The sequence below is a fragment of the Roseixanthobacter finlandensis genome (assembly GCF_043195105.2).
In the GTDB taxonomy this organism is placed as follows: Bacteria; Pseudomonadota; Alphaproteobacteria; order Rhizobiales; family Xanthobacteraceae; genus NCEH01.
The window spans coordinates 3,784,045-3,796,293 of sequence record NZ_CM195536.1; the positions used below are offsets into that span (position 1 = coordinate 3,784,045).

General features: G+C 66.4%; 10 protein-coding genes. 2 read left to right on the forward strand and 8 right to left on the reverse strand.

What is annotated here, in order from left to right; genetic code table 11:
• Positions 1 to 3 precede the first annotated feature (3 nt).
• The 8 genes from V5G24_RS17935 to V5G24_RS17970 all read right to left on the reverse strand — a co-directional run bounded on the left by V5G24_RS17935 (position 4) and on the right by V5G24_RS17970 (position 9,508).
• Positions 4 to 1,167, reverse strand: coding sequence for an acyl-CoA dehydrogenase family protein (locus V5G24_RS17935; RefSeq protein WP_394066549.1), 1,164 nt, complete (start codon positions 1,165 to 1,167; stop codon positions 4 to 6).
• Positions 1,168 to 1,259: 92 nt separating this feature from the next.
• Positions 1,260 to 2,777, reverse strand: coding sequence for a fumarate hydratase (locus tag V5G24_RS17940; RefSeq protein WP_394080510.1), 1,518 nt, complete (start codon positions 2,775 to 2,777; stop codon positions 1,260 to 1,262).
• 9 nt (positions 2,778 to 2,786) lie between these two features.
• The gene (locus tag V5G24_RS17945) at positions 2,787 to 4,109 is read right to left on the reverse strand and encodes a TRAP transporter large permease (protein WP_394080508.1); all 1,323 of its coding nucleotides are present in this window, start codon (positions 4,107 to 4,109) and stop codon (positions 2,787 to 2,789) included.
• The gene (locus V5G24_RS17950) at positions 4,106 to 4,723 is read right to left on the reverse strand and encodes a TRAP transporter small permease (protein WP_394082056.1); all 618 of its coding nucleotides are present in this window, start codon (positions 4,721 to 4,723) and stop codon (positions 4,106 to 4,108) included. The genes V5G24_RS17945 and V5G24_RS17950 overlap by 4 nt, the downstream gene beginning before the upstream one ends.
• Before the next feature lie 350 nt (positions 4,724 to 5,073).
• On the reverse strand, positions 5,074 to 6,066 hold the full coding sequence (locus V5G24_RS17955; RefSeq protein ID WP_394080506.1) for a TRAP transporter substrate-binding protein: 993 nt from the start codon (positions 6,064 to 6,066) through the stop codon (positions 5,074 to 5,076).
• Between the two features lie 567 nt (positions 6,067 to 6,633).
• On the reverse strand, positions 6,634 to 7,590 hold the full coding sequence (locus V5G24_RS17960) for a LysR family transcriptional regulator (RefSeq protein ID WP_394080504.1): 957 nt from the start codon (positions 7,588 to 7,590) through the stop codon (positions 6,634 to 6,636).
• A gap of 65 nt (positions 7,591 to 7,655) precedes the next feature.
• Positions 7,656 to 8,342 (reverse strand): class I SAM-dependent methyltransferase, encoded by a 687-nt coding sequence (locus tag V5G24_RS17965; RefSeq protein ID WP_394080502.1) that lies wholly within the window; start codon positions 8,340 to 8,342, stop codon positions 7,656 to 7,658.
• Between the two features lie 26 nt (positions 8,343 to 8,368).
• Complete coding sequence (locus V5G24_RS17970) at positions 8,369 to 9,508, reverse strand: CaiB/BaiF CoA transferase family protein (protein WP_394080500.1); 1,140 nt, start codon at positions 9,506 to 9,508, stop codon at positions 8,369 to 8,371.
• A gap of 538 nt (positions 9,509 to 10,046) precedes the next feature.
• On the opposite strand from V5G24_RS17970, the gene V5G24_RS17975 reads away from it, so the two are divergent.
• Positions 10,047 to 10,877, forward strand: coding sequence for an HpcH/HpaI aldolase/citrate lyase family protein (locus tag V5G24_RS17975; protein WP_394080498.1), 831 nt, complete (start codon positions 10,047 to 10,049; stop codon positions 10,875 to 10,877).
• The gene (locus V5G24_RS17980; RefSeq protein WP_394080496.1) at positions 10,874 to 12,244 is read left to right on the forward strand and encodes an MmgE/PrpD family protein; all 1,371 of its coding nucleotides are present in this window, start codon (positions 10,874 to 10,876) and stop codon (positions 12,242 to 12,244) included. The genes V5G24_RS17975 and V5G24_RS17980 overlap by 4 nt, the downstream gene beginning before the upstream one ends.
• The last annotated feature ends 5 nt before the right edge of the window (positions 12,245 to 12,249 follow it).

Sequence of the window (12,249 nt, forward strand, 5' to 3'; positions counted from 1 at the left end):
ACCTCAATAGGAGCGCGGCAGGCCGAGCACATGCTCGGCAATATAGCTCAGGATGAGATTGGTGGAGATCGGCGCCACCTGATACAGGCGGGTCTCGCGGAACTTGCGCTCCACGTCGTATTCCTCGGCAAATCCGAAGCCGCCATGGGTCTGCACGCAAGCTTCCGCCGCCGCCCAGGAGGCATCCGCCGCCAGCATCTTGGCCATATTGGCCTGCTCGCCGCAGTCAAGGCCGGCCTCGAAGCGCTCGGCCGCCTTGTGCACCATCAATTCCGCCGCGCGCATCTGGGCATAGGCCTTGGCGATGGGAAACTGGATGCCCTGGTTCTGGCCGATGGGCCGGCCGAACACCACCCGCTCCTTGGCATAGGCGGTGGCCTTCTCGATGAACCATTTGGCGTCGCCCACGCATTCCGAGCCGATCAGGATGCGCTCGGCATTCATGCCGGAAAGAATATAGCGGAAGCCCTTGCCCTCCTCGCCGATGAGGTTTTCGGCGGGAATGCGCACATTGTCGAAGAACACTTCGGTGGTGGAATGGTTCATCATGGCCCGGATCGGGCGGATGGTGAGGCCGGCATTGCGGGCTTCCCGCATATCCAGGATGAACACCGAGAGGCCGTCGGTGCGCTTCTTCACCTGGTCTTTCGGCGTGGTGCGCGCGAGCAGCAGCATCAAATCGGAATATTCCGCCCGCGAGGTCCACACCTTCTGCCCGTTGACCACATAATGGTCGCCGCGCTTTTCCGCGAAGGTCTTGATGGAGGAGGTATCGGTGCCCGAGGTCGGCTCGGTCACGCCGAACGCCTGGAGGCGCAGTTCGCCGGAGGCGATCTTGGGCAGATAGGCCTGTTTCTGCGCTTCGTTGCCGTGCCGCAGCAGGGCGCCCATGATGTACATCTGGGCATGGCAGGCGCCCCCGTTGCACCCTGCCCGCTGCACTTCCTCCAGAATGGCGGCTGCGGCGGACAGGGGCAGGCCGGCTCCGCCATAGGCTTCCGGTATCAGGGCGGACAGGAAGCCCGACTGAGTCAGCGCAGCCACGAACTCGGACGGATAGGCCGCCTCGCGGTCAAGGCGCCGCCAATATTCGCCCGGAAAGCCTGCGCAGAGCTTGCGCACCGCATCGCGGATATCGGCGAATGTTTCCTCGTCCTGCCCCTGCATGAAAAAACTCCAAAGCAAACCACCCCCCTCCCTAGCAAGGGATGGGGTCATCGTGGAAAGTGATAAAAGTGATCGCCCCGTGAGGGTAAAAGCTATACCCGCTCCGCGATCCGCGCGCGCCACAGCGCCGGCCCCAGCGTGTGCACCGATTGCCCGGCGCTATCCACCGCCACCGTCACCGGCATGTCCTCCACCAGAAATTCGTGGATCGCCTCCATGCCGAGGTCCTCGAACGCCAGCACCCGCGCGCTCTTGATGGCCTTCGACACCAGATAGGCCGCCCCGCCGATGGCGATCAGATAGGCCGCCTTGTGGCGCGCGATGGCTTCAATCGCGACCGGCCCGCGCTCGGCCTTGCCGATCATGGCGATCAGCCCGGTGCCGGCGAGGATCTCGTCGGTGAAGCCGTCCATGCGGGTGGAGGTGGTGGGACCGGCGGGGCCGACCGCCTCCTCGCGCACCGCATCCACGGGGCCGACATAATAGATCACCCGGTCCTTCAGGCTCACCGGCAAGGGTTCGCCAGCGCGCAGCATCTGCGACAGGCGCGCGTGGGCGGCATCGCGCCCGGTGAGCATGCGCCCGTTCAACAGCAGCTTCTCGCCGATGCGCCAGGAGGCGACCTCGTCCCGCGTCAACGTATCGAGATCCACCCGCCGCGCGACCGCGCTGGTCTGGTCCAGCACGATCTTGGGCCAGGCGGAGAGATCCGGCGGGTCGAGCTTCACCGGGCCGGAGCCGTCGAGCACGATGGTGGCATGGCGGTTTGCGGCGCATTGGGGGATCAGCGCCACGGGCTTGGAGGCCGCATGGGTGGGGAAGGTCGCGATCTTCACGTCCACCACTGTGGTAAGCCCGCCCAGACCCTGCGCGCCGATGCCGAGCGCATTCACCTTCTCATACAGCTCGATGCGCAATTCCTCTTCCCGGCTCGCCGGGCCGCGCGCGAGGAGCTGCGTCATGTCGATGGGTTCGAGCAGGGATTCCTTGGCCAGCAGCATGGCCTTTTCCGCGCTGCCGCCGATGCCGATGCCGAGCATGCCCGGCGGACACCAGCCGGCGCCTAGCTCCGGCACCGTCTTCAGCACCCAATCCACCACCGAGGCGGAGGGATTGAGGGTGGCGAAGCGCGCCTTGTTCTCCGAGCCGCCGCCCTTGGCCGCCAGCGAGATTTCCACCGTGCCGCCCGGCACCAGCTCCACATGCACCACGGCGGGGGCATTGTCGCGGGTGTTGCGACGGGCGAACAGCGGATCCTCCACCATGGAGGCGCGCAGCGGATTGTCCGCGTCGCGATAGGCCCGGCGCACGCCTTCGTTGACGAGGTCGGCCAGCGAGCGCGCGGTATCGAACCGCACGTCCATGCCCACCTTGATGAACGCCACCACGAGCCCGGTATCCTGGCAGATCGGCCGATGACCGAGCGCCGCCATGCGCGAATTCACCAGGATCTGCGCGATGGCATCCTTCGCCGCCGGGGATTCCTCGCGCTCATAGGCTTGCGCGAGGTGGACGATGTAATCGGCGGGGTGAAAATAGGAGATGTATTGCAAGGCGTCCGCGACGCTCGCGATCACATCTTCCTCGGCGATGACGACGTTCGGTTTCATGTCTCCCCCTCAGCGGCCCAGCAGATGCGGGACGAACAGGGTGATGGCCGGGATATAGGTGATGACCAGCAGGAAGGCGATCATCGCCAGCAGCCAGGGCATTACCGCCACGGTGAGTTCGCTGATGCCCATGCGCGTGATGCCCGACGCCACGTAGAGATTGAGGCCCACCGGGGGATGGCACATGCCGACCTCCATGTTCACCACGATCATGATGCCGAAATGCAGCGGATCAATGCCCAGCCGCACCGCCACCGGGGTGAGGATCGGCGCCATGATCAGCACGATCGAGGTCGGCTCCATCACATTGCCGGCCAGCAGCAGCAGGATGTTGACCATGAGCAGGAAGCCGATGGCGCCAAATCCGAGATCCACCATCCATTGCGTCATGGCCTGGGGAATATTCTCATTGGTCATGAGGAAGGAGAACAGCGCCGCGTTGGAGATGATGTAGAGCAGCATCGCCGACATGTTGGCGCTCGACAGCAGCACCCGCGGCACGTCCTTCAGGCTCATGTCGCGATACACGAACACCGCGATGACGAAGGCATAGACCGCCGCCACCGCCGCCGCCTCCGTGGGGGTGAAGACGCCGCTATAGATGCCGCCCATCACGATGACGATCAGCGCGAGGCCCCAGATGCTCTCGCGGAACGCCCGCCAGCGCTGGATCATCGACGCGCGCGGCATGCGCGGATAATCATTCTTCCACGCGCGATACCAGGTGGTGACGCCGAGCAGCACGGCCAGCAAAAGCCCCGGCACCACGCCGGCGATGAACAGATCGCCGATGGAGGCGGAGGTGACGCGCTCCCCATTCGGCCCGGTCATCTGCAGGCCGGTGGTGGCGACTGAATACATCACCATCACGATCGACGGCGGAATGAGGATACCGAGCGCGCCCGAGGTGGTGACCACGCCGGCGCCGAATTTCGGCGGAAAGCCCTGCGCCTGCATGGCGGGAAGGATGATCGAGCCGATCGCCACCACGGTCGCCGGCGAGGAGCCGGACACCGCCGCGAACAGCGCGCAGGCGAGCACGCCGGCCAGCCCGAGGCCGCCCGGCCAATGGCCGATCAGCGAGGTAGCGAAATTGATCAGCCGCCGCGCCACTCCGCCGTGGGTGAGGAAATTTCCCGCCAGGATGAAGAACGGGATCGCCATGATCTCGAACTTCTCGATGCCGGTGAACAGCTTCTGCGCGACGATGTCGACCGGGATGGTCGTCAGCGTATAGACGAAGGTCAAAACCGTCATGCCGAGCGCGATGGAAATCGGCATCCCGGTCATCATCAGGAGCAGGAACAGGCCGAAGATGATGAGGGCGCTCACCGGCGGATCTCCTTCGGAAACAGATCGGAGGAATCGGCGCCGGGCAGGTCTTCATCCAGCCCGTCCACATGGCCATGGTCGTGCACCGGCAGGTGACCCGTGCGCCAGAACGACAGCGCCACCTGGAGAAAGCGGAAACACATGAGATAGGAGCCGATGGGGATCGCCAGATAGACGATCCAGGACGGCAGCTCCATTTCCGCCGTCATGTCGCCGAAGCTATAGCGCGCCATCACGAATTTCACGCCGAACGTGCCGACCACCGCCGTGAACAGGGCGCCGCACAGCAGCCCGAACAGGATCAGCCCGGCGCGCGAGCGGTCCGGCAGGCGGTTCACCAGCACGTCGACGCCCACATGGATGCCGGTGCGCACGCCATAGGCGGCGCCGATCTTGGCCATCCACACGAACATCAGGATGCACGCTTCCTGTGCCCAGCCAAGATTGATGTGGCCCACATAGGGATAGAGCAGCCTGGTGGCGGCGGCGTAGCGCTGGAGGACGGCCACGAAGATCAGCAAGGTGGCCGTGCCGATCAGCACCGCGATCAGCGTTTCCTCCAGATGATCGAGGACATGGAACAGTGCGGTGCGCGCGCCGTCGGTGCGGATCATGATCGCCATGTAGATGACGAACACCACCGCCGTGAACGCGAGCATCGTGTAGAGCTTGTACAGCGGATCTTCCATGGCCTCCCCTCTCGGGCGCGTTTCGGCGGCCCGGTGACCGGGCGCCTGAACGATGCTCTTGTTTTAAAATGTTTTCGAATGCGGTGGGTCGAAAGCGTTCGGCACGGCTCTCGCGGGGCGCCGAAGGCCGCGGATATCTCGCCGCACCCCGCCCGGGCGGCGCGGCACGCGCTCGCACCCCGCCCGCTGGATCCCGGCCGTCGCGCGCCCCCGGCGGGGCCGCACGAGACCTGAAGGCCGCGCCGCGCGGGGCGGGCGGCCTTCAGGTCAGGCGATCAGTTGGCCTTGGTCTCTTTCAGCACAGCGTTGATGGTTTCCTTGCCGATGCGGCTCGCCATCTCGGTATAGACGACGTCCATCGCCTTGCGGAACGCGGCGGTGGCTTCCGGGGTCGGGGTCGAGATCTGGATCTTGCCGGACTTCTTCATCGCCTCCAGCGCCTGGTCATTCTCGACCTGCGAGATGGAATTGGTATAGATGGTGGCCTCCGCCATCGCATTTTCAAGATTGGTGCGCACGTCGGCGGGCAGCCCGTCCCAGAACCGCTTGTTCACGATCACCGCATAGCCGATATAGCCGTGATTGGTGACCAGCGCATATTTCTGCACTTCATAATGCTTCTGGGTATACATGTTGGAAGGCGTATTCTCCGAGCCGTCCACCACGCCGGTCTGCATCGCCTGATAGACTTCCGAGAAGGCCATCACCTGCGGCAGCGCGCCGATGGCGCGGAATTGCGCGTCCAGAACCTTGGACGACTGGATGCGCATCTTCAGGCCCTGGAAGTCCGTGGGCTTGGCGATCGGCTTATTGGCGCTCATGATCTTGAAGCCGTTGTCCCAATAGGCAAGGCCCTTGATGCCCTTGGGCTCGAGCTTGGCGAACAGCGCCTTGCCCACCTTGCCGTCGGTGACCCGGCGCAGCGCGTCCTTGTTCGGGAAGATATAGGGCAGGTCGAACACCTCGAACTCCCGCACGCCGAGCGGGCCGAACTTGGCGAGCGAGGGCGCGAGCATCTGCACGGCGCCGAGCTGAAGCGCCTCCATCTCCTCCTTGTCCTTGTAGAGCTGGGAGTTGGGGTAGATTTCGACTTTCACCTTGCCGTTGGTGAATTTCTCGGCCAGTGCCTTGAACCTCTCGGCGCCCATGCCCTTGGGGGTGTCGGGGGTGGTGACATGGCTGAACTTGATCACGATCTGCTGGGCGAAGGCGGCCGGCGCCCCCACCAGCGCAGCCGCCATCACGGCACCGAATACGAACCTCTTCATCGCGTCTCTCTCCCTCTCGTGCCGCCAACGCAGCCCCTCTTGAGCGCGGCGGATTCGCCCGCGACATTGGGGACCTTCGCGAGCCATAATGGACCCGCCACCGTCATCTGCGCCGGCGCATCTTGAAAATGCACGACGCCAGAAGCAAAGACTATTTAAAGCTGCTTGTGATCGCAATTTATTATAGCGCGGCCGAAACCTGTATTCCGTAAGGTAAAGATGCGCGTGAAAATGGTGTTCCGGCATTTTGCGCCTCAACGGCAGGGCTGCGCACGTGGATTAAAGAGGTGGGGTTCGGCCGCCTGCGACAGATGAGTCCCTCTGTCGCGCTCTAGGACGGATCGACATTCAGCGGCGAGGTACCGCGTCGAGGCGCCTGACGTTGGGTGCGCGCGATTGTCTTTCTTTCACCGGTCGTCATGGCCGGGCGCGTCCCGGCCATCCACGCCGGGCCGAACGTGCAGGCCTTGAAGAGCCGGTGCCAGCGGTGCCGCGTGGATGCACGGGACAAGCCCGTGCATGACGTTTCTCTCCTGAACAGCGTCAAGCCATGAATGTCGATTGGCTTTAGCGCGCCTCCTCCATATCCTCGGCCAGGGAGGCGCTCCAGGCGCCTTCGCGCACCAGGCGAATCAAGGTGGCGTGCGCCAGCGCGTCGATGGCGCGCACGGCATTGGACAGCGGCCGGTCGCAGGGCCGCACGATATGCAGGTCGCGGGTCAGCACCGGCACGCCCAGCGGCCAGGCGAGGAGCCGCCCCTCCTCCACCTCGCGCCGCACCGCCGCCGCCGGCAGGATGGCATAGCCAAGGCCGCCTTCCACCAGCAGCTTGATCTGGCCATAGGTGTCGATGTCGATGACGGTGCTCAGCAATGCCCCCTCGGACATGGCCCGCTCCTCGATCAGCTCGCGCAGGCCGTGGCCCGGGCTCGGAAGAATCAGCGTGAGCTGCGCCACCCGCCCCAGCGGCACCGGCCCGCCCGAGGGGTGGCTCTCCCCTTCCGGCGGCACCTTGGGGCCGATCAGGCACAATTCCTCGGACAGCACGCGATGAGCGGTCAGGCCGCGATCATTGACCGTGCGATAGAGCACGCCGAGATCAATCTTGCCGTCGCGCAGCCAGTCCAGCACGAAGCCGCTCATGGCCTCGGCGACCCGCAGCTTGACCTTGGGATAGCGCCGCCGCGCCTCGCTCAGCAAGGGCACGCATAGCATCTGGCTGATGGTGCCGGGCATGCCGAATCGCACTTCGCCAGCGGGTTCCGCCTGCCCGCCCTTCACCGCCTCGCGCGCCACCTCCATCTGGCCGATGATCAGGCGGGCATGGCGCAGCAGGGTTTCCCCCGCCTCCGTCGGGCGCACGCCCTGCGGACTGCGGAACAGCAATTCCACCCCGAGATCCATCTCCATATTACGCACATGCTGGCTCAGCGCCGGCTGGGCCACGCGCAGGCGATGGGCGGCCTTGGAGAAGGAGCCCATCTCCACGATGGTGGTGAAATAACGAAGCTGGCGCAGGTCCACAATCGGCGTCTTCCCTAAGGGTCAGAAGCCGGGATTATACGCAAAGGGCCGCGAAGAAGGGAAATCTATGGGGCGGCGATGCCCAGACGGTGCGCCCGGTGCGGCTGGACGAGGCGGAAGCCTTCGCCCTCCGGCACCGCATTGGCGTTGAACAGCTCTTGCAGCACGCCGCGCTTCTCGATGGTGGTCGGGCCGCGGGCGGGGTCCACGGACACGAGCTTGGCGATGAAGGCGTCGAGCCCGGAGAATGTGCGCAGATCGTCATATTCCACGCATTCGACAATGCGCAGGCCGTCGCGCTCGACGGCGGCAAGCGCCGCCTGCGCCTGCGCGCGAATCTCGGTCTCGTCTTCCACCGGCAGCATGGAGGCGAAGAAGGTGCCCTCCGCCAGCGGCTCGATCACCACCACATTGCCGCCGCTCACCCGCGCCGCTTCGCGCAGTGCCGCCGCCATCAGCGGCTGCGGCACGTGGTGCAGGCTGTTGAGGAACACCGCCGCGCCGAATTCCCCATCGGCGAACGGCATATCCTGCGCACCCGCCTGCTCGAAGCGGGCACCGGGCACCGCCTGGCGGGCCGCGGCGATCGCGTCCGCCTGGGGATCGATGCCGGTCACATCCGCGCCGCGCGTGCCGAGGGCACGGGCGAGCGCGCCCGTGCCGCAGCCCACATCCAGCACATTCAGCGCCGCGAAGGGCGCGAGCCAACGCTCCAGGAGGCCGAGCGCGGTGCCGGCGGGCCGAACAGTCATGGTGATTTCTTCCCTGCTTTATTGCCTCAGGCGGACGCCGGCACAGGGGCGAAAGCGGCCCGCACCGCTTCGGTGTGGGCGCCGAGCCCCGGCACCGCGCGGAATTCCGCCGGCTTGCCATCCACCACCGCCCCGGGCGCGAGGCAGCGCACGGGGCCGGTGGGGGTTTCAACTTCCACATAGCGGTTTTGTGGATGGGCCGCGACATCTTCCAGCGTGCTCACCCGGCCATAGGCGACGCGGGCGCGCTCCAGCCGCTCCACCGCCTGCGCGCGGGTCAGCGTGGAGAACACCGCGTTGATCGCCTCATCCAGCGCCGGGCGGGCGGCGACGCGATGATTGTTGCTGTCGAAGCGCGGATCCACGGCGATCGCGGCATCGCCCAGCACCTCGGTGCAGAACATCAGCCATTCCCGCTCGTTCTGGATCGAGAACAGCACCGCCTTGCCGTCGGCGCAGCTATAGGCGCCATAAGGCGCGATGGTAGGATGGTTGAGCCCCGCCCGCTCCGGCACCTTGCCGCCATAGACATATTGCAGGTACGGCACATTCATCCAGTCGGACAGCGCATGATAGAGCGACACCGCGATGTGCCGCCCGACGCCGGTGCGCTCGCGGGCATAGAGCGCCTGCATCACCGCCTGGAGCGCCGTCATGCCGGCGGCGATATCGCACACCGAGACGCCCACCCGCGCCGAGCCGTGTTCGTTGCCGGTGATGGAGGACAGCCCGCTCTCCGCCTGCACCAGCAGGTCATAGGCTTTGAGATCGCGATACGGGCCCTCGTCGCCATAGCCGGAGATGGAGCAGGTGATCAGGCGCGGATTTTCCGCCCGCAGCTTTTCCGGCGCAAAGCCCAGCCGGTCGATGGCGCCGGGGGCGAGATTCTGGATGAAGATGTCCGCCTGCGCGACCATCGCCCGCAGAACCGCGAGATCTTCCGGGGCCTTGAGATCCAGGCAGATGGATTCCTTGCCCCGGTTCAGCCAGACGAAATAAGCGCTCTCGCCATGCACCAGGGAATCGTAATTGCGGGCGAAATCCCCCTCCGGCCGCTCGATCTTGATGACCCGCGCGCCGGCATCCGCGAGGCGGGACGACAGATAGGGAGCGGCGACCGCCTGCTCCACGGAGACCACAAGGATGCCTTCAAGATCGTTCTGCATCGGGACCAGAAAAGTTCGAGGAGCCGTCGCGGCCGGCGCGCACGCGCCGTGCGGGCCGCATTCGGATGACACTCGCCCTAAAGCTGGCCAGAGCACAAATACGCATCTGGCCTAGGCGTTATATGCAAATCATATAGCGCGGTTTCGCGCCGCCCGACGCTGCCGACCAAGACTAGAAAACTTAGGGCAGAACTTGGTTGCGGAGGGCCGGGCTCGAACCGACCGATCTCCGATCCTAATGTTACTCCGGATCGGCGAGGGCCACTCCTCGTCACCGCACCGATTTCCTTGCGCGGATCGCCGATCTGGTCAAGCTTCCGAGCATTAGGTCAGAGCTTCTGCGGCTTCGTTTTCCGCATCGGAGCAACGTTGGCACTGTCGTTGCCGAGCGCCAGATTCGGAAAGCCGGGGCGGGGCCATCTCGCCTCCGGCGAGGGGGCCATAGGTCTTTGCTATGAGCGGGCAAGCAATTCCCTATTTGCGCCCGCCCGGCCGCGCGGCACTGTGCGCGCTCATTGGTTCTGATCCAGGGGCGTTCATGTCCTCCTCGCTGTTCGATGCGCGTCTCGTGGTCCTGTTTGTTCCCGGCGACCGGCCGGAACGGTTCGCCAAGGCGCTGGCCGCCGGTGCCGATGCCATCATCCTCGATTTGGAGGATGCGGTGGCGGTGGCCGAGAAACCCCATGCGCGCGACGCCATCGCGGCCGGCTTCCCGGCGGGCGGCGGGCCGATCTTCCTGCGCGTCAATCCCGTCGGCACGCCCTGGCATGGCGAAGACCTCGCCCTGGCGCGGCGCCTGCCGCTCGCCGGACTGGTGCTGCCCAAGGCCGAAAATGTCGCCGACATTCCCGATATCGACGGCCTGCCGGTGATGGCGCTGGTGGAGACCGCGCGCGGCATCGCCAATGCCCGCGCCATCGCGGCCGCGCCCCAGGTGCGGCGCCTCGCCTTCGGCTCCATCGATTTCGCCGCCGACATCGGCTGCGCCCATACCAGCGACGCCCTGCTCGCGGCGCGCAGCGAACTGGTGCTGGCCTCGCGCCTCGCCGGGCTTGCCGGCCCGCTCGACGGGGTCACCGCCGCTTTCGACGATGCCGCCCTGTGCGAGCGGGAAGCGGCCTATGCCGCAAGCCTCGGCTGCGCCGGCAAACTGTGCATCCATCCCCGCCAGATCGCCCCCGTGATCAAGGGATTTGCCCCCTCGGACGCGGAACTCGCCTGGGCGACGCGCGTCCTGGCGGCATCGTCCGCCGGCGGCGCGGCCGTGAAGGTGGACGGCGCCATGGTGGATACGCCCGTGCGCCTGCGCGCCGAGGGCATTCTGGCGCGCGCGCAGGGCATGCCGGCGCTTCAGGGAGACGCCAAATGAGCGATGAAACCAATATCCTCGCCCGCTATGTCGCGGACCTTTCCTTCGCCGACCTCCCGCCCGAGGTGGTGGCGCGGGCGGAACGGCTGGTGCTCGACTTCTTCGGCAATATCGCGCGCGGGGGAGCGGATGCGGAATCCAGCGCCAGCGTGCGCGCCATGCTCGCCCGGCTCGGCCTCGACGGCCCCGGCGCCTGCACCGTGGTGGGCGCCACGCGCACCTATGCGCCAGCCATCGCTGCGCTGCTGAACGGCGTCTATGGCCATTCGCTGGATTTCGACGACACCCATGCGGAATCCTCGCTCCACCCGAGCGCGCCGGTGGTCTGCGCCGCCTTCGCCGCGGCCGAGATGACGGGGGCCAGCGGGCGCGATTTCATCACCGCCGTGATCGCCGGCTATGAAGTGTGCTGCCGGCTCGGCGTCGCGCTTGATCCCACGGTGCATTATGCGCGCGGCTTTCATCCCACCGCCACCGCCGGCACGTTCGGCGCGGCGGCGGCGGCCGGCAAGCTGCTGGGGCTCGATGCCGCGCGCATCGCCTGCGCCTTCGGGGTGGCGGCGAGCCAGGCGGCGGGGTCGCTGCAATTCCTGGTCAACGGCGCCTGGAACAAGCGCTATCAGGTGGGCGCGGCGGCCATGAACGGGCTGATCGCCGCCACCCTTTCGGCCGAGGGCTTCAAGGGCGCGTCCGACGCCATCGAGGGCAAGCATGGGTTCCTGCACGGCTATAGCGACGGCGCGGATCCCGCCAAGGCGGTGCGCGACCTCGGCACCGTGTACGAGACCATGAAGATCGGGCTGAAGCCCTATCCCAGCTGCCGCTATACCCATGCCGCCCTCGACGGGCTGCTGTCGCTGCGGGCCGAACACCATCTCACCGCCGCCGACATCGTGAAGGTGCGCGTGGGCCTGCATCCCAACGGCATCACGCTCACCGGCGCGCCGCTTGCGGAGAAGCGCCGGGCCCGCACGGTGGTGGACGGGCAATTCTCCATGCCCTTCACCGCCGCCGTCGCGCTCGACCAGGGCGCGTTCGGCTGGGACGATTACGACCGGCTCGGCGATCCCGTGCTCGACGCGCTTTGCGACCGCATCGACGTGGAGGCGGACCCGGCGCTGGAAGGCCGCGCCCATCCCTTCGGCGCGCGCCTCACCGTGACCACCACCGGCGCCATTTTCGAGCTGGACATTCCCGACCCCTCGGGCGAGCCGGACCTGTTTCCTGCCGACGCGGCGCTGGCCGCGAAATTCACCACGCTGGTGAAGCCGGTGCTCGGGGAGAAGACCCCAGACCTCGCGCGCAGCCTGCTCCAGAGCGCGGACATCGCCAACATGGCGCAAGTGGCGGCCCTCGCCCGCGGCTGAGGCGG

Bases quoted from the DNA above. Each gene is read 5' to 3' on its own strand.
- V5G24_RS17935 (WP_394066549.1), bottom strand. From the start codon at position 1,167: ATGCAGGGGCAGGACGAGGAAACATTCGCCGATATCCGCGATGCGGTG.
- V5G24_RS17940 (WP_394080510.1), bottom strand. From the start codon at position 2,777: ATGAAACCGAACGTCGTCATCGCCGAGGAAGATGTGATCGCGAGCGTC.
- V5G24_RS17950 (WP_394082056.1), bottom strand. From the start codon at position 4,723: ATGATCCGCACCGACGGCGCGCGCACCGCACTGTTCCATGTCCTCGAT.
- V5G24_RS17955 (WP_394080506.1), bottom strand. From the start codon at position 6,066: ATGAAGAGGTTCGTATTCGGTGCCGTGATGGCGGCTGCGCTGGTGGGG.
- V5G24_RS17965 (WP_394080502.1), bottom strand. From the start codon at position 8,342: ATGACTGTTCGGCCCGCCGGCACCGCGCTCGGCCTCCTGGAGCGTTGG.
- V5G24_RS17970 (WP_394080500.1), bottom strand. From the start codon at position 9,508: ATGCAGAACGATCTTGAAGGCATCCTTGTGGTCTCCGTGGAGCAGGCG.
- V5G24_RS17975 (WP_394080498.1), top strand. From the start codon at position 10,047: ATGTCCTCCTCGCTGTTCGATGCGCGTCTCGTGGTCCTGTTTGTTCCC.
- V5G24_RS17980 (WP_394080496.1), top strand. From the start codon at position 10,874: ATGAGCGATGAAACCAATATCCTCGCCCGCTATGTCGCGGACCTTTCC.